The 16,409-nt window shown below is 53.6% G+C and carries 16 protein-coding genes; 9 read left to right on the top strand and 7 right to left on the bottom strand.

The genetic code is table 11. The features are described 5' to 3' along the window. Window positions 1-191: hypothetical protein (locus tag IGQ16_RS10700; protein WP_297061488.1), on the top strand; the 191-nt coding region annotated here is incomplete at its 5' end. A gap of 320 nt (window positions 192-511) precedes the next feature. Here IGQ16_RS10700 and IGQ16_RS10695 read toward each other — a convergent pair. Together IGQ16_RS10695 and IGQ16_RS10690 are read right to left on the bottom strand one after the other, a co-directional pair. Beyond that, the gene (locus IGQ16_RS10695) at window positions 512-667 is read right to left on the bottom strand and encodes a DUF2256 domain-containing protein (protein WP_024125267.1); all 156 of its coding nucleotides are present in this window, start codon (window positions 665-667) and stop codon (window positions 512-514) included. 16 nt (window positions 668-683) lie between these two features. After that, window positions 684-1,742: a GTP-binding protein gene (locus IGQ16_RS10690; protein ID WP_297061486.1), complete on the bottom strand. Its 1,059-nt coding sequence runs from the start codon at window positions 1,740-1,742 to the stop codon at window positions 684-686. A gap of 248 nt (window positions 1,743-1,990) precedes the next feature. Here IGQ16_RS10690 and pyk point away from each other — a divergent pair, with 248 nt between their 5' ends. Both pyk and IGQ16_RS10680 read left to right on the top strand, forming a co-directional pair. Further along, on the top strand, window positions 1,991-3,775 hold the full coding sequence (gene pyk / locus IGQ16_RS10685; RefSeq protein WP_024125265.1) for a pyruvate kinase: 1,785 nt from the start codon (window positions 1,991-1,993) through the stop codon (window positions 3,773-3,775). Between the two features lie 14 nt (window positions 3,776-3,789). Next, the gene (locus IGQ16_RS10680; RefSeq protein WP_297041576.1) at window positions 3,790-4,743 is read left to right on the top strand and encodes a serine hydrolase; all 954 of its coding nucleotides are present in this window, start codon (window positions 3,790-3,792) and stop codon (window positions 4,741-4,743) included. Here IGQ16_RS10680 and psaK read toward each other — a convergent pair. Next, window positions 4,720-4,971 carry a photosystem I reaction center subunit PsaK gene (gene psaK, locus IGQ16_RS10675; RefSeq protein ID WP_024125263.1) on the bottom strand — a complete coding sequence of 84 codons (252 nt, stop codon included), beginning with the start codon at window positions 4,969-4,971 and terminating at the stop codon, window positions 4,720-4,722. The genes IGQ16_RS10680 and psaK overlap by 24 nt on opposite strands. Window positions 4,972-5,065: 94 nt before the next feature. On the opposite strand from psaK, the gene IGQ16_RS10670 reads away from it, so the two are divergent. Continuing rightward, the gene (locus IGQ16_RS10670; protein WP_024125262.1) at window positions 5,066-5,758 is read left to right on the top strand and encodes a phosphoribosylanthranilate isomerase; all 693 of its coding nucleotides are present in this window, start codon (window positions 5,066-5,068) and stop codon (window positions 5,756-5,758) included. On the opposite strand, the gene IGQ16_RS10665 is transcribed toward IGQ16_RS10670, so the two are convergent. The 3 genes from IGQ16_RS10665 to IGQ16_RS10655 form a co-directional block, all read right to left on the bottom strand. Further along, window positions 5,708-6,451, bottom strand: coding sequence for a DUF2993 domain-containing protein (locus IGQ16_RS10665; RefSeq protein ID WP_024125261.1), 744 nt, complete (start codon window positions 6,449-6,451; stop codon window positions 5,708-5,710). The two genes, IGQ16_RS10670 and IGQ16_RS10665, sit on opposite strands and share 51 nt — an antisense overlap. A 247-nt stretch (window positions 6,452-6,698) precedes the next feature. Next, window positions 6,699-9,257, bottom strand: a complete 2,559-nt coding sequence (locus IGQ16_RS10660; protein ID WP_297041569.1) for a DUF3536 domain-containing protein — start codon at window positions 9,255-9,257, stop codon at window positions 6,699-6,701. Window positions 9,258-9,369: 112 nt separating this feature from the next. Next, window positions 9,370-9,759: a universal stress protein gene (locus IGQ16_RS10655; protein ID WP_024125259.1), complete on the bottom strand. Its 390-nt coding sequence runs from the start codon at window positions 9,757-9,759 to the stop codon at window positions 9,370-9,372. Between the two features lie 147 nt (window positions 9,760-9,906). Between IGQ16_RS10655 and pgk the strand changes: the two genes are divergently transcribed. The 5 genes from pgk to IGQ16_RS10630 all read left to right on the top strand — a co-directional run bounded on the left by pgk (window position 9,907) and on the right by IGQ16_RS10630 (window position 15,471). Continuing rightward, window positions 9,907-11,109, top strand: a complete 1,203-nt coding sequence (gene pgk / locus IGQ16_RS10650) for a phosphoglycerate kinase (RefSeq protein ID WP_024125258.1) — start codon at window positions 9,907-9,909, stop codon at window positions 11,107-11,109. Between the two features lie 409 nt (window positions 11,110-11,518). Continuing rightward, a complete protein-coding gene (locus tag IGQ16_RS10645) occupies window positions 11,519-11,845 on the top strand; it encodes an HU family DNA-binding protein (protein ID WP_024125257.1) in 327 nt (108 codons plus the stop codon). Window position 11,846: 1 nt separating this feature from the next. Further along, the gene (gene cobD / locus IGQ16_RS10640; RefSeq protein ID WP_297061483.1) at window positions 11,847-12,914 is read left to right on the top strand and encodes a threonine-phosphate decarboxylase CobD; all 1,068 of its coding nucleotides are present in this window, start codon (window positions 11,847-11,849) and stop codon (window positions 12,912-12,914) included. A 427-nt stretch (window positions 12,915-13,341) separates the two neighbouring features. After that, the gene (locus IGQ16_RS10635) at window positions 13,342-14,649 is read left to right on the top strand and encodes an aminopeptidase P N-terminal domain-containing protein (protein ID WP_297041034.1); all 1,308 of its coding nucleotides are present in this window, start codon (window positions 13,342-13,344) and stop codon (window positions 14,647-14,649) included. A 99-nt stretch (window positions 14,650-14,748) separates the two neighbouring features. Next, window positions 14,749-15,471 (top strand): EcsC family protein, encoded by a 723-nt coding sequence (locus IGQ16_RS10630; protein WP_024125254.1) that lies wholly within the window; start codon window positions 14,749-14,751, stop codon window positions 15,469-15,471. Here the strand turns inward: IGQ16_RS10630 and IGQ16_RS10625 are convergent. Beyond that, window positions 15,368-16,402 carry an AI-2E family transporter gene (locus IGQ16_RS10625; RefSeq protein WP_297061480.1) on the bottom strand — a complete coding sequence of 345 codons (1,035 nt, stop codon included), beginning with the start codon at window positions 16,400-16,402 and terminating at the stop codon, window positions 15,368-15,370. The genes IGQ16_RS10630 and IGQ16_RS10625 overlap by 104 nt on opposite strands. Window positions 16,403-16,409 lie beyond the last annotated feature (7 nt).

The raw sequence follows: 16,409 nt of genomic DNA, 5'->3' as shown, positions 1-16,409 counted from the left end.
GCACTGTGTTTTGTATACCAACTGCTATTGCGCGTGCTAACCCAGCTAAAGGGGATAAAGGGGAATTCCGGGAACCACAAATGAGGTTGTCATTGGCGGTGCCTGCTGTGGAGTTGAAAAAAGGAAAAAAAGGAGGAATAGGGTTTCCGCAGTCTCTTGTTGCTTGGCCAAGGGCTGGCAGAACTGCATAGAATGGAGTGGCCAAAAGACCAACAGCAGCAGCAGCAAGATAGGGGGAGAGGGAATTTTTGCTTACCATGGTTTTAGTGGATTCCTGGCTGAAAACAAATGTAAAAAAAATTAAGCGAAGCCGAATTTTTTGTAAAATTGCATAACTTGATAACCTTGCAAGACAAGCTAATTATTGAGCTATCTGCAATTGATAGGGCTATCAAGCTTTCCCCCATGGCAGCAGTGTACAGGAGCCCTCTAAAAAGGTCAAGCGCTTTCAGCAGCTGAATGGCTAACTTTCAAGCCTCTTTCTCTGATCAAGTAGGCGTAGAGGTGTATATTATGATTGAATTTGCGATCGCCGCCGCCGACAGCGATCGGAGCAATATTTAACTTCTTCCCAACAAGCTGCCCACTTTTTGCGCCACTGGAAAGGACGGCCACAGACGATACAAATTTTGCTAGGAAAGTCCGCTTTGCGACGTTGCTTGGCCATGACTTTTATGCATCAGTTATGCATCAGTGACACAGGCGGCCAACTGGTTCAGTAGGGTTGCATGATCTAAGTTCTGGCCAATGAGAACCAGTTGATTTTTGCGATCGCCCTTCCATTCCTCATCATCGAGGCTAAAGCGCTTACCACTGAGGTGAAAGACATGGCGGCGGGGACTTTCCTTAAACCAAAGAATGCCCTTGGCACGAAAGACGGATTGGGGGAGTTGGTGGTCAAGAAAATACTGGAATTTTCGCAGTTCAAAGGGGCGATCGCTCTGGAAAGAGACAGAGGTAAAGCCATCCTCCTCAAGGTGATTGGAGTGATGAGGGTGGTGATGATGATCATGATCGCAATGTTCATCACACCCATGATCGTGATCATGATCGTGGTCGTGCTCAGGGTGCTCGTGTTCAGGATGAAAGTAGCGATCGCTCTGAAACAATCCCACACTCAAAATCAAGGGCAGCGGTACCTGTGCCTTCACGGTGCGAATAACCCGTGCCCCCTCCCGCATCTCGTGAATTCGCCGTTCGAGCTCCTGCAAGCGTTCCTCGGTGACTAGATCTGCTTTGTTGAGCAGAATAATGTCACCGTAGGCAATTTGGCTTTGGGCAGCGCTGCTATTGAAAAGATCCAGACTAAAGTTCTCCGCATCCACCACGGTAATAATCGAGTCCAAGCGGGTGAGATCCCGCAGATCGGTCCCCAGAAAGGTTAGAGCCACCGGCAACGGATCCGCCAATCCCGTTGTTTCCACCACCAAATAGTCCACCTTGTCGGGCCGCTCAAGAACCCGATAGACGGCATTCACCAAGTCGTTGTTGATAGTGCAGCAGATACAGCCGTTGCTGAGCTCCACCATGCCCTCATCTTGGGACACCAAAAGCTGGTTATCAATGCCAATCTCGCCAAATTCATTGACGAGTACAGCGGTTTTGAGGCCTTCTTGGTTTGTGAGAATATGGTTTAAAAGGGTTGTTTTGCCACTCCCCAAAAAACCAGTGATGATGGTGACAGGCAGACCGTGTTTTTCAGCCTGCATTTTTGGAGAGGGATCAGAGAGGGTAGTTGTCATAGGTCAATGGCCCAAGAAAAAGAGAATCATTCTCATATTTTAAGTCGAAAAAAGAACTTGCCCATCCTTCCTAGGGAACACCGCCAAGGGCGATCGCTGTGCTGTAGGCTAGAAGCAACCACTTTACGCCGATTCCTAGATTTAGCCATTCCCAAAAGGGCAATGCCACTCACTGCATGTATCCCCTATCCCTACCAAGGGTTCTAGGAAATACGGTAACCTGTTGGAGCCTCATCATTCAACCATCTATGTCGAACCAGCCGTTGCAACGCCGCACAAAAATTGTCGCCACCATTGGTCCAGCAGTCAGTCACCCCGACAAATTGCGCGCCATTATTCAAGCGGGAGCAACCACCCTGCGTCTAAACTTTTCCCATGGTACCCATGACGATCACCAGCGCAGCATTCGCCTAATTCGCCAAATTTCCTACGAACTCGGGCAACCGGTGGGCATTTTGCAGGACTTGCAAGGCCCCAAGATTCGCCTTGGGCGGTTTGAGCATGGCTCCATTTCCCTGAAGCGGGGCGATCGCTTTACCCTCACGAGTCGCCCTATCATGGGCAATCAGCACATTAGCTCGATTACCTATCCCCCCTTGGCTCAAGAGGTGCCCGCCGGTGCCACGATTTTGCTCGACGATGGCCGCGTGGAAATGTTCGTGGAAGAAGTGGATAAAGAAGCGGGTGAGCTCCATTGCCAAGTGGTTGTTGGGGGCACGCTCTCCAATGCCAAGGGTGTGAACTTTCCGGGGGTTTACCTCTCGATTAAAGCCTTGACAGAGAAAGATCGCGAAGATCTGATGTTTGGCCTCAATCAAGGGGTAGATTGGGTGGCTCTCAGCTTTGTTCGCAATCCCCAAGATGTACTGGAGATCAAAGAACTGATTGCCAACGCTGGTAAGCAGGTGCCAGTCATTGCCAAAATCGAAAAGCACGAGGCGATTGAGCAGATGGATGCCATTCTCTCCCTCTGTGATGGCGTCATGGTGGCCCGGGGTGATCTGGGGGTTGAATTGCCCGCCGAAGATGTGCCGATTCTGCAAAAACGGCTGATCGCTGCCGCCAACCGCTTGGGCATCCCGGTCATTACGGCCACACAAATGCTCGACAGCATGGTGAAAAGCCCTCGTCCTACCCGTGCAGAGATTTCCGATGTCGCCAATGCCATTCTCGATGGCACTGATGCCGTGATGCTCTCCAATGAAACGGCGATGGGGGAATACCCCGTCGAGGCGGTGAAGATGATGGCCACAATTGCTGCCCGCATTGACAACCAACCCCAACTGCGGCAACCTCCCGGGGCGGAGTCTACGGCGGTGCGTTCTATTCCCAATGCCATTAGTCAAGCGGTGGGACAGGTGGCGGCGCAGCTGCATGCCAAAGCAATCATTACCCAAACTAAAACGGGCGCAACGGCCCGGAATGTCTCCAAGTTTCGTCCCCAAATTCCTATTTTGGCGGCAACACCCCATATCGAAGTGGCCCGACGCCTCCAGTTGGTCTGGGGCGTAGAACCGCTGCTGACATTGGACCATCCCTCGATGCGCGAATCCTTCCAGGCAGCGATTAATGCCGCCCAGGAGCGGGGCTTCCTTGAGGAGGGGGATCTCGTGGTCATGACGGCGGGCACACTGCAGGGGGTTTCTGGCTCTACGGATATGATCAAGGTGGAACTGGTCACGTCAGTGATGGGGCGGGGTTGTGGCATTGGCCATGGATCTGTTAGTGGCCCTGCGCGGGTGGTACGCCAAGGGATGCCGGTGCGCACGTTTAATAGTGGGGAAATCTTGGTGGCGGAGCGCACCAGTGCTGAGTTGGTGGAAGTGATTCGCAAGGCGGCAGGCATTATTACCGAGGAGGACAGCCTCACAAGCCATGCCGCTGTCTTGGGGTTGCGGCTGGGGATTCCGGTGATTGTGGGCGTCAAAAATGCCACTCGGCTGATTCGTGAGGGCACCATCCTGACGATGGATGTGGAACGCGGCTTGGTTTATTCCGGTGCCCGCAATGGCGGGGAGCGATCGCCCGAGTAGGAGTGGAGCAGCCAATGACTTTTTTTCGGGCCAACACCTATCTCACGGATTTGGTGATGCGGACGCTCCAGGCGACATGGCAACACTTTCCTTGGCTAGGCCAAGAGGACATTGCCCTGACCTTGCTGGTGTATCCACCACCCATTCCGGTGAATACGGGCGGAGCGCTTACGGCAACAGAATTTTGGCAGTACTTGATTCCCGGCGCTCACTATCGCGGCGATGTGCCGATGTACCCGGCTAGTGTGGTGAAACTGTTTTATCTTGTGGCTTGCCATGAGTGGCTCCACAGTGGCATGCTCCAGCCCGATGCGGAATTGGAACGCGCCATGCGGGATATGATTGTGGATTCCAGCAACGATGCCACCAGCTTAGTGGTGGATATGCTCACGGGAACCACCAGTGGCCCAGTCCTGCCGCCGGAGCCCTTTCGGACGTGGCAATACCAGCGCAATATCGTCAATCGCTATTTTCAGTCCTTGGGGTGGCCAGAGCTAACGCATATCAACGTGAATCAAAAAACATGGTGTGATGGCCCCTATGGACGAGAGCAGGAATTTGTCGGGCGCGATCGCCAGAATGCCAATCGTCTGACAACCAATGCCACGGCCAAGTTAATCCACAGTATTGTTGGCGGCGTTGCGGTTGCTGCCAGCGCCAGTCAAGCGATGATGGAACTGATGGAGCGATCGCTGGATCCAGAGCTTTTGGCTGAGGATCCAGAAAACCAAGTCCAGGGATTTTTGGGGGAAGGGCTACCTCCAGGGACAAAGCTGTGGTCAAAGGCGGGACTCACCAGTTGGGTGCGCCATGATGCGGCCTATATTGAACTCCCGGATCGCTGCCCCTATACCTTGGTGGTCTTTACGGAAAATTCCACTGCCAGTAAAAATACAGAGGTACTGCCCTTCATTTCCCGTCAGATTGCCAGTGGCATTCCCACCCTAGAGGGCGCCGGAGTACTGTAGGCCACTGACAACACCAGCCGCCAAAAGGTGACCAAAGCTGGTGGTGGCCAGCAATTCTGGCAGACCAAAGCCTTCAAAGAGGGCAGGCAAGGCAATGGGTAAGCCGGGGCCTTTTCCCCGCGATTGAATGGCATAGCGGCCAATAGCGATCGCAAACAGGTTGCAGAGGATCACCACCAGCCCCACAGAGGGCGTCCAAGTGGTATCGGGGAGCGTGGCTAACACCATGGTTCCTCCTAAATGGGTACAATTGCCCATGAATTATACGGAACCACCGGATTGCCCCCGCCAGTTCTTTACAAAATAGTGCATCTTGTTACAAATGCTTAACGCAACCACCCCTGTAAAAATTGCCGTCAAAATTTGTGGTTTGACCCTGCCCGAGCAGGCGATCGCGATCGCCCAAATGGGTGTCAGTGCCCTTGGCTTCATTAGTGTCCCCCATTCGCCCCGCTACGTCAGCCCCCCAACCATTGCAGACATTTGTCGGCAGTTGCCCCCTTCCGTGCTGACGGTAGCTGTTGTCGCCAATCTTGATTTCGAGGCATTAGCCAATTTAGTCACAACCACAGGAGTACAAGCGCTACAGCTCCATGGCAGTGAATCGCCTGAATTTTGCCAATCGGTGCGCCAGACCTTCCCTCATATCGTGCTCATCAAAGCCCTGCGGGTGCGATCGGCGGCCACCCTCACCGAGATTGCCGCCTACACCCCGATTGTAGATCGCATTCTCTTGGATGCTTACCATCCACAGCAGTTGGGGGGCACGGGTCAACCCTTTGACTGGACGCTACTTAAAGAGTTACACATTCCTTGCCCTTGGTGGCTGGCGGGGGGCATTACACCCGAAAATTGCCGTCAGGCGATCGCTCAAACCCAGCCCCAAGGAATTGACCTTGCCAGTGGGGTGGAAAGTCGGCCGGGGGTCAAGGATTTAGGGCGCGTGGCAGCGTTGCTGAGCAACCTAGGGATAAATGCAAACCATTCCCTGTACCCTGAGGGCAGCCGCTTCTAGCCGCAACTCTTGAATAGCGACCCCATCACCCAAATCAATGGTCACCGTGGGGTGAATCTCACGTTCCCCTTGCCAGTGCACCTTTTCTAAGCAGAGCGTCCGTTCATCCTGCAAGCGCACATGGGTCATGAGATGCCAATCCCCCTGCTCTCCTTGGGCATTCACCATCGAGAACCTCAGTTTGAGGCAGCCAGTCCCCAATTCTCCCTGTGTATGCAGCAGTTGCCACTCTTGGAGATCCACTCCCGGCTTGCCCAAGCCCCGCTGATGGAGCAACTTCAGTAGTTCCCGTAGGCCGGATTGCAGGAGGGGGGCCCGCAAGGAGGCGTTCAGATCGGCTTGGCTGAGAACCAGTTCGCCCCGCAGCGGCACGGGTGCCAATAGTTTTAGGGGTTGGCCCCGCAACACCTGCCCTAGATTAATCTGAATCTGTTCTGCTTGGACTGCCGCTTGGCGCAATTGAATCCCGCGATAACTGGCTGTTGCTGCGGCAATGCGCACGTGCGGTAAGTACCCCCGCAATAGCTGGCGATCGCCCCCTTGAATCTCAATTTCCAGTCCGGTTGCCTGCTCTAGCTGTGAGGATAACCACCACTGCAGTGCCGGTCGCAATACCCGTGGAATCAGCCCCCGCTCAGCAACAGGAGATGAAGCAACCAAAGCCTCAGCCATTTCTGGCGACGTTGACGACATACCGACTCCTCACAACTTTTTCTATCTACTCCCCCTACCTAGGCCGGCTTGTGGGGCTAGTTTGCTGATTTTAACGAAACGAGATATCGGTTGGGTCGTGGCAGAGACAACTTTCCTAACCTGCTAGAACTGGGGCAGTGGCAATCTACCGCTCCCAAAGATTCCCTGAAGTCGCGATCGCCCCGCGGCACTTCTCTGGGGAAGATCTCCTCCCAGGATTGGTTCTAGCCTGAGGGGTGATGCTTTCCTAGGAAGCAAGGGAAGCCAATAGGTGAGGATCAACCTTAAGGCGGGTGGCTAAGGTTTGCAGGTGCCGGCGATCGCCCTCACTGAGGTGCCTGCCCTTCTGCCGCAGTTGACCCATGAGGGTATAAAGCTGCTCCTGCGCTCGATCCAGATTCAGGTTCAAACCCAAGGCATCCGCGACTGTGATCAAGTCCTGCAGCAAGGGGCTCAATTGTCCTAGGGTATGACTCTCCAAATGGTGAGCCAGATAGCGTAATCCCGTAGTAATGTTCTGCTCGAGGAGCCGTTGTTGCTCTTGCAGACTCAGCCGACAGCCCAACAGCCGCGCCTCGCGGGCGATCGCCGCCAATTCTGCCAAATGGCTTTGCAGATCTGCCAAGGGCAAATCCCCCAGATCGCTGAGGTCTTGCTCTAAACTTCGCAAATGGCTAATGGCACGATGGGTCAAAGCCACCGCCGCGGCCACCTGCAACTCTTGGGGCACACTCAGGCCATCCCGCTGAAACCCCATGAGGATGCCGTAGTTATCGCGATAGACTTGGGTATACAGCTGATCCAAGCGGGTCAGGGTTTCCCGCGCCAGCACCCCCATGAGGCGGTGTCGTTCTTCAGCAAAGAGATTGTCCAAGCTGTAGGCCACCCCCCCAAAGCGTTCCGTCATCGCCATCACCACCCGCGCCGCACTGCCCTGTTGGAAGGCTTGCAGGAGATGGGTCTTGATCTGGCTATATTCGCGCCGCCCTTGGAAGGGTTGAATGGCACAGTGGAAGTCCCAGCCCCCCAGGTGCAAGACAGCAAAGATCAACAGTTGTGACTCGGTTGTAATCGTCGAGGTGAGTTGAATTTGGCCGATCGCCAGCGTCAGGCTACCCATGCGTTGGAGATGGTAATCCCCCTGCTCAATCTCATAACAGTAGAGTTGGTGTTGGCGGGAATAACTGTTAAAGAGGGAACCGATGGCATAGTGGGCAGCCACCTGCTGTAAGCTAATTTGAGCTGTTTTTACCAACTGGTGATAGACCCTTGCCCCATCGCCAAACTGCGGTACGTTGCTGGGGGCCGCTGCCAGCCGCTCAATAAACTCGGTTTCCAACTGTACACCGGCGACATCCCCTGCCAGTTCGATTGCCCGTGCCGCATAGCGGAGAATTTGCACCCCCTCCGGCCGCGAGAGTTCATCAAAGAACCAACCACAACTGGTAAACATCAGCAGGGCATGGTGCTGCATCTCCAGCAGACGCAGGGCATCCATTTGCTCCCTTTGACTCAGGGGGCGACGTTGGTGGTGGGCCAAAAAGCGGTGCAGGGTCTCCGGGGAGCGATCGGCAATCACCTCAATATAGGCATCACGGGCAGCCCAAACCTCCTGAAATAAATCACTGCCCAGGGTTTCATAAATATCAATGAGCTCATCCCGCAACCAGTTCAGGGCATCCCGCAAGGGGCGTCGCCACCGCTGATGCCACTCGCCACCACCGCCGCAGCCACAATTGTCCTGCCAGCGATCCACTCCATGGGCACAACTCCAAGCGGTGACTGGTTTGAGTTCCACTTCCCAAGTAGGGGGAAAGAGGCTGAGGTAATAGGCAAAGTTGGTCACCTGCCAACCCCGCTGTGGAAATTCCACCTTAAAAGCATAGGCGAGGGCTTTTTCACCGCCATACTTGTGATGGCCAAAGGTCTCACCGTCGGTGGCAACGGCAATAATTTGACTGGGGCGACGATCGCCACGCACGGCCTGCCCCAACCGTCCCGCCAGAAATTGAGAGCTAGTGAGCAGGTCACTAAAGCCTATATCCCGCGAAATGGGACCATCGTAGAAGAAGATGTCTAGGTAATCCCGCTGGCGATCGCCCCCCGGTAAATAGCAGCGATAGGGACGCGTTGGATCAATTTGGCTGCCGCTGACCTCGATCCACTCGGCGTCCCCCTCAGGGAGAATCGGCCGACAGCGTTGAGCCTGGGAAGGCGCCAAAACAGTAAAGCGAATCCCCTCCTGAATCAGTGCGGCTACAGTTTCATCATCAATGGCCGTTTCTGCCAGCCACATCCCCTCCGGTTCGCGGCCAAACCGCCGCCGAAAGTCTGCCTTACCCCAACGAATCTGGGTCAATTTATCCCGATAGTTGGCCAAGGGCAAAATGATGTGGTTATAGACTTGGGCGATCGCGTTGCCGTGGCCATTGAAGCGCTGACAACTGTGGCGATCGGCCTCAATAATGCGCTGATAGACCTCGAGATCGTAGCGCTCAAGCCAACTAAAGAGCGTTGGGCCAATATTAAAGCTTAGGTATTCAAAGTTATTGACAATATCAATGACCTCACCGCGATCGTTGAGAATCCGCGCAAAGGCATTGGGGCGATAGCACTCGTAGTAAATGCGCTCATTCCAATCGTGAAATGGCTGGGCACTGGGTTGGTGTTCAATGGCATTGAGATAGGGGTTTTCGCGGGGGGGCTGATAGAAATGGCCATGGATAGTGATGTACACCCCAAGGGCCTGCAGTTGATCGGCAGCGGGGACAGAAGCTGTAGGCGTCACATCCGTTGAATTCAGCATGCAGATCAACCACAGGACAAGACGGTACGTTTCCTTTCTTTGATCATCGGCGATCGCCCCAGGGGCTAGGCCCTTTGTGACGAAACTTCAAGCTCCGCAAGATGCAGTTACCCTAGGGCACGACCAAAACTGGACAGGGCGCCAAATTAATCACGCGGTTGCTAACACTTTCTTGGAACCCCTCTGGGGTAAGCCCCGTTCCTCGGCAGCCCATAATAATTAAGCTGGCATTGATCTCATCGGCCACATCACAGATAACAAAGGCAGGTTTGCCGCGCCGTAGCAAGGTTTCCGCCACAATCGCCTGCTGGGCAAAGGCTTCCTTCACTCGATTCAAAAACTCAGCGATCGCTGCCTCTAGCTCTGGATCGGGTTCTGGGCTTTCCTCCACCGACAGCAGAAACAACTGGCTCTGGAACAGTTTCACCATCTCAACCACCGTGGGCATGGCTTCTTGGGTGTCACGGCTACGGTCAATGGGAAAAAGAATGGTTTTGAACATAGAGTTACCTCATGGGAGTCAAGTGGAAGGGTACGCCCTTGGGTAGAATCAGGTGAGGGATTTGTAGCGCATCACTCCATCGCTAGCCGGGATTGTTATGCCCCTAGTACTATCATCTATCTTTTAACGCATTTAGGAGGCTCTAGCGTGTCTAAAAAATCCGTAGCGCAGTTATCCGCCGCCGACTTAGAAGGAAAGCGTGTCCTCGTGCGGGTGGATTTTAACGTCCCCGTCGACGAAAACGGGGTCATTACTGATGATACTCGTATCCGTGCGGCCCTGCCCACCATTCAAGACCTGATCAGCAAAGGTGCAAAAGTCATTCTGGTCAGCCACTTTGGCCGTCCTAAGGGCGTGGATGAGAAGTTGCGCCTCACCCCCGTGGCCCAGCGGCTCTCGGAACTGCTCCACAAACCCGTGGCCAAGCTCGATGACTGCATTGGGGATGCCGTGGTTGCCCACACCCAAGCCATGGCTAATGGTGATGTCTGCCTGCTGGAGAATGTGCGCTTCCATCCGGGGGAAGAAAAAAATGATCCCGAATTTGCCAAGCAACTGGCCGCCTGTGCCGAAGTCTATGTCAACGATGCCTTTGGCACTGCGCACCGCGCCCATGCTTCAACCGCTGGGGTGACTCAGTACCTCAGTCCTTGCGTGGCGGGCTTTTTGATGGAGAAAGAATTGGAATATCTGCAAAATGCCATCGAACATCCCCGCCGTCCCCTGGCGGCTATTGTGGGGGGATCGAAAGTTTCTTCTAAGATTGGTGTCATTGAAGCCCTTTTAGAAAAAGTGGATAAATTGCTCATTGGCGGCGGTATGATCTTCACCTTCTACAAAGCGCGGGGGCTCAATGTTGGCAAGTCTCTGGTGGAAGAAGACAAGTTGGAGCTAGCCAAGCACCTGGAAGCCAAGGCCCAAGAAAAAGGGGTGGAGTTGCTCTTGCCAACAGATGTAGTGGTGGCGGATAACTTTGCCAACGATGCTCATAGCCAAGTGGTCAGTATCGCAGCGATTCCTGACAACTGGATGGGGCTAGATATTGGGCCTGCTTCCGTCAAGCGCTTCCAAGAGGCACTCCAAGATTGCAAAACGGTGATCTGGAATGGCCCAATGGGGGTGTTTGAGTTTGATCAATTTGCCAAGGGGACAGAGGCGATCGCCCGCTGTTTGGCTGAGCTCACCAGTCAGGGGGTCTCCACAATTATCGGCGGCGGCGATTCTGTGGCTGCTGTGGAAAAAGTTGGCCTGGCCGATCGCATGAGCCACATTTCCACCGGTGGCGGGGCAAGCCTTGAACTCCTCGAAGGCAAAGAACTGCCGGGTATTGCTGCCCTTGATGATGCCTAGGCGGTCAATCAGGCATCCTCTTCGCGATCAACCTTGATCAACTCTTCTGAATCCAATCATCAAACTTGTGAATTTTCCATCCCCCCTTCAGGGGGCTTTTTTGTGCTGTGGGAGCCATGTTCAAATCTCAGGTTGCTGCAATTTGTTAATTTTTCTAACAACTGTCACTGACCTAAAACCCGTCTCAAAGGTAGGGGAAACCTGCTAAAGGACTGATAAATCAAGGGTTTGAGGGATTTCTGATGGATAAAAGTACTGGAAAAGCACCTATCTTAAAGGTTTCAGGGTTACACTTGAGGTCTGGCTATTCTAGAATGAGGCTTGAAAGCAAGCAGGGGCAAGGGTTTCGTGCCTTTTACCCATTATCTTCTAATTAAACAATCTTTAATGTTTCTGTGGAGTTATCCCCATGAATAAAGCTGAGCTCGTGGATGCTGTGTTTAATCGTGCCCATAGCGCCAACAACGTCACCAAAAAGCAAGTTGAGGCTATTATCTCTGCCACCGTGGAGGAAATCATGGAGGCTGTGGCCAAGGGAGAAAAAGTAACACTGGTGGGCTTTGGTGCCTTTGAACCTCGGGAGCGCAAAGCCCGTGAAGGGCGCAACCCCAAAACCAAGGAAAAAATGCAAATCCCAGCAACTACCGTGCCCGCCTTTTCAGCAGGGAAACTCTTCAAAGAAAAAGTTGCACCTCCTGCGGCTGCGGAACCAGCGGCCAAAGGCAAGAAAAAATAGTTTGCATCCCCCGCGCCACGGTGGCAATTTAGCTTGGGCGGCAGCGATCGCTAGGTGTGCCCCCAATGAGATTTTGGACTTCTCTGCTAGTCTCAACCCTTGGGGTCCTCCAAAGTCAGTGATTGCTGCCCTGCAGGCGTCTCTTGCCACAATTCGCGACTATCCCGATCCCGATTGCCGTCCCTTGGTGGCGGCGCTGACTACTCTTCATCGGCTGCCAAAGGATTATTTTTTGGTGGGCAATGGTGCAGCAGAGTTGTTGACATGGGTGGGGCGTGAATGTGGGCAGCGGCAGCGCGTCTTTGTCGTTGTTCCTGCCTTTGCCGACTATCGGCGGGCAGTGGCAGCCTTTGACAGCACACTGGTTCCCCTTCCTTTGCCACAGGTACAAAACAATTTCTCAGAGGTCCTACCAGAACTGACACAGAGAGATGCCATCATTGTCAACAACCCCCATAACCCCAGTGGGCATCTCTGGTCGCGGAATCATCTCCAACCCCTGTTAGAGACAGGTGCCTTAGTGGTGGTGGATGAGGCCTTTATGGACTTTTTGCCGCCGGCGGCAAACGAGTCTCTAATAGCGGCTGTGCCTGAGTACCCCAATTTAATTGTTCTGCGATCGCTGACAAAGTTCTATGGTCTAGCGGGTCTGCGTCTAGGGTATGCCCTCTCCTCGCCCGAACGTTGGCAGCGCTGGCGAGCATGGCGAGATCCCTGGAGTGTGAATAGTCTGGCCATCATCGCTGGCGTTACGGCTTTAGGGGATCGCCCCTTTCAGGAGCACACATGGCAGTGGCTGCCACCCACACGCCATGCCTTTGCCGCTGCGCTGAACGCTTTGCCCAAACTAAAGGTGGTGACCAAGAGCAAGGCAAACTTTTTACTCATTCAAGCAACCGGCTCCATTTTGCCCCTGCAAACCTACCTCCTGCAGCAACATCGCATCTTGATTCGCGATTGTTGCAGCTTTCCTGAATTGGGCGCCTCTTACTTCCGGGTAGCGGTGCGCCGTGACAGCGAAAACCAGGGTCTTCTGGAGGCTTTGCGGGCTTATTACCAATGCCAGTAGGAATTGCATCCCCCAAAGCCAAGGTGGTATAGTAGCGGTACTTAAGGGGGCGTGGCGGAATGGTAGACGCTGCGGACTTAAGCAATTGAGCCTTAGTAGAGAAATCTATTAAGTGAATGCTCTCAAATTCAGGGAAACCTACGTTTGTCCCCAGGGCAAATATGGCAATCCTGAGCCAAGCCGTTTCCCAGGAGCATACCCACGGAAACGGAAGGTGCAGAGACTCGACGGGAGCTACCCTACCGTAGATCCTCTACGCGGGTAAAGGGAGAGTCCAATCCTCAACACCCAAGGGGTGGTCGCGAAAGCGGCAGGAGGATGAAAATCCGTTGACCTTAAACAAGTCGTGAGGGTTCAAGTCCCTCCGCCCCCACCAAACCATTTCAGGGTGATCATTCCCAAGGGTTAACCCGTTTTTCAGGGCGCGATGAAAGCAGAGTACCAGCAACGACAGCAGCAGTTTTTAGAGAAATTGGGCACAGGTGTGGCTGTTTTCTGTAGTGCCCCGCGCGCCATCATGCACAATGATGTGGACTACAACTTTCGCCAAGACAGTAATTTTTACTATCTCACGGGCTTTAATGAGCCAGAGGCGGTTGCTGTTTTTGCGCCCAACCACAGCGAGCATCGCTATGTGCTCTTTGTGCAGCCCAAGGATCTCAGCCAAGAAATTTGGACAGGGGCACGCCTTGGCGTAGACGCGGCTAAGGAGGAGTTAGGCGCCGATGCTGTATATCCCATTGGTGAGCTAGAGGAGCACCTGCCCCGCTATTTGGAGACGGGGGATCCGCTGTACTACCACTTTGGTCGCAACGAGCGTTTTAATCAACTGATTCTCAAGCACTACCAGCGGCTGCTGGCGACGCTACCAAAACGGGGCACAGGTCCGCGGGCGATCGCGGATCCCAGTATTCTCTTGGCACCCATGCGGCAAATTAAATCAGCAGCGGAACTGGCCTTGATCCGCCGGGCGATCGCCATCACTGTCGAAGCCCATCAGTGTGCCCGCGAACTGGCTGCTCCGGGGCGCTGGGAATACGAGATCCAAGCAGAGATAGAGCATGTGTTTCGCCTACGGGGAGGCGATGGCCCTGCTTATCCTTCAATTGTTGCCTCAGGTCCGAATGCCTGTGTGCTCCACTACACCGAAAACCAACGGCAAATGGCAGCAGGAGACTTGCTCCTGATTGATGCGGGCTGTGCCTATCGTTACTACAACGCCGATATTACCCGCACCTTTCCTGTAAGTGGCCAGTTTACCGGCGAACAAAAGGCGATTTATGATATTGTCCTCGCTGCCCAAAAAGCGGCAATTGAGCAGGTGCGACCGGGGAATACCTACAACCAAATCCACGATGCAGCGGTGCAGGTGATTGTTGAAGGCTTGGTTGACCTTGGCCTGCTGCGCGGGGAAATTGAGACCCTCATCAATGAAGGGAAAGAGAATCAGACCCAGAAGTACCGCACCTTCTTTATGCATGGCACCGGTCACTGGCTGGGACTCGATGTCCACGATGTCGGTCTTTACAAGCACAACAAGGAGACATGGGTGACCCTCCAGCCGGGGCAAGTGTTGACGGTTGAGCCAGGGATTTATATTCATCCTGAAGCAACCCCCGCCGAGGGTCAGCCCGAGATTGGCGATCGCTGGCGCGGCATTGGGGTGCGCATTGAAGACGATGTCCTCGTCACGGCTGACGGACACGAGGTACTCACGGCAGCGGTGCCCAAATAGTCATTCCGAAAATTATTGGCTTGGCGTGCATACTTAGCAACTGATCGATGGATAATCAATAGATAAATTAGTGAACCATCCCCCATCAGGAGTGTGCCTATGCCCCAGCCAGCTGACTTCTCTTGGGCCGGTCTGCTCGGCGCCGTACAGGAGGGGCAAGAATGGGGACACCAGTTTCTCTGCGATCCTCAGTGGCAAGGCGATCGCGATCGCATGGCCAACCATGCCATTTACGAGGCCACTTTCTGGTCCTTTGGCACTGGTGTAGTCACTGGCCTGATGGGTTGGCTTGGCCTGGTGCTGGACATTGGCTCCTTTGTCTATTCTCAAACGAAGCTAACAGCAGCCCTCTTTACCATCTATGGCCTAGATGTCGAAGATGAAAATGTGCTAATGATACTGATTTCCGTTGCTTCTGGAGTTACCGCTAATCAGCTAGCAGAGTACTTTGGCACCGAATTGTGTCGGCAAGTTTTCAACACCGTCGTCAGACGGTCGGTGGAAAAAAAATTACCCCAATTGCTGCAAAAAGTCATCCAACAGCTACCGCGGCCCCTGGCTCAACGAATTGTTGGCAGAATTGCTGGCAGAAGTGTGATGGTTCGGGCCCTGCCCCTGATTGGTGGGGTCATTGGTGGTGGCACAAACGCCATTACTATGACTGTTTTTGGCCATGGGGTGTGTGCGTTGATCAAAACTTTCCGATCCGCGCCGTCAGCTACCCCTCTGGGGCAGGAGGGGACTCTAGAACCACTTTCACCGTTGCTGCCAGGGGAATCGCCAGCAAAATTCCCAAGAAGCCTGCCACCCGCGCGCCAATGAGCAGGGCAATAAACTGCCAGAGAGGGTTGAGTCCCATCAAATTCCCTAGTAACTTGGGGGCAAGCACATTGTCCTTAATCTGTTGCAAAACCACGGCAATCAGGAAAATATTCAAAGCCAGCCACGCATCCTGAAAGAGAATGAGCAGGGTGACAAAGCCAATCCCCAGCGTTGCCCCTACCACAGGAATTAACTGGGCAACTCCAATGATAAGGGCAAAAAGAAAGCCAAAATTAACCTGCAGGGCAACCATAAAGGGAATGAGGGCAAGAAACATAAACAGCCCCAGAAACAGTTGCGCTGAAAAAAAACTGCGAATATTCAGGCGCAAAGCGTCATCCACCACCTGCCGCCAAGGCTTGGGTACCAGTTGCATTAGCCCGCGCCAAATCCCACTCCCATAAAAGAGCATATACACTGTTAGAATCAACACCAAGAGAGTATCAAAAAACCTAGTTATAGTTGTAATGGCAACACTGGGTAACAGGGCAGCAATTCCTTTGACCTGAATCGTCAGCTCTTCCATCAAGTCATTCACCCCCACGGGGAATTGGTAGCGGCGCAGGAGTTGATCCAGATGGCGCAAATTTTGATTGCTAGTATCTGCCAACTCTGGTAGTTGATTCAGGAGTTCTTCCGCCTGTTGAATCGCAAGGGGGAGCAGCAACAGCATCAATACACTGACCACCAAAAGAGTAATCAGTAACACAAGGGCGATCGCCTGCCGTCGCCGCAGACCGCGAGCACAAAGACGAATCACCACTTGATTGAGCAAAAAAGCCAAGATGGCGGCAATGACAAGAATATTAATCGGATATTCAAAATAGAGGTAAACTTGCTCCGCCACCCAGAGGTTGAGGATAGTCAGAGGTCCTGTAATTAAATAGGCAAGATACCGTTGCCAACTCCCCGGGGGGCCAGACCATCTCATGGGAATC

The sequence above is a fragment of the Thermosynechococcus sp. M3746_W2019_013 genome (assembly GCF_015296045.1).
Classification (GTDB): Bacteria; Cyanobacteriota; Cyanobacteriia; order Thermosynechococcales; family Thermosynechococcaceae; genus Thermosynechococcus.
This window is presented reverse-complemented; position numbering and strand designations above follow the sequence as displayed.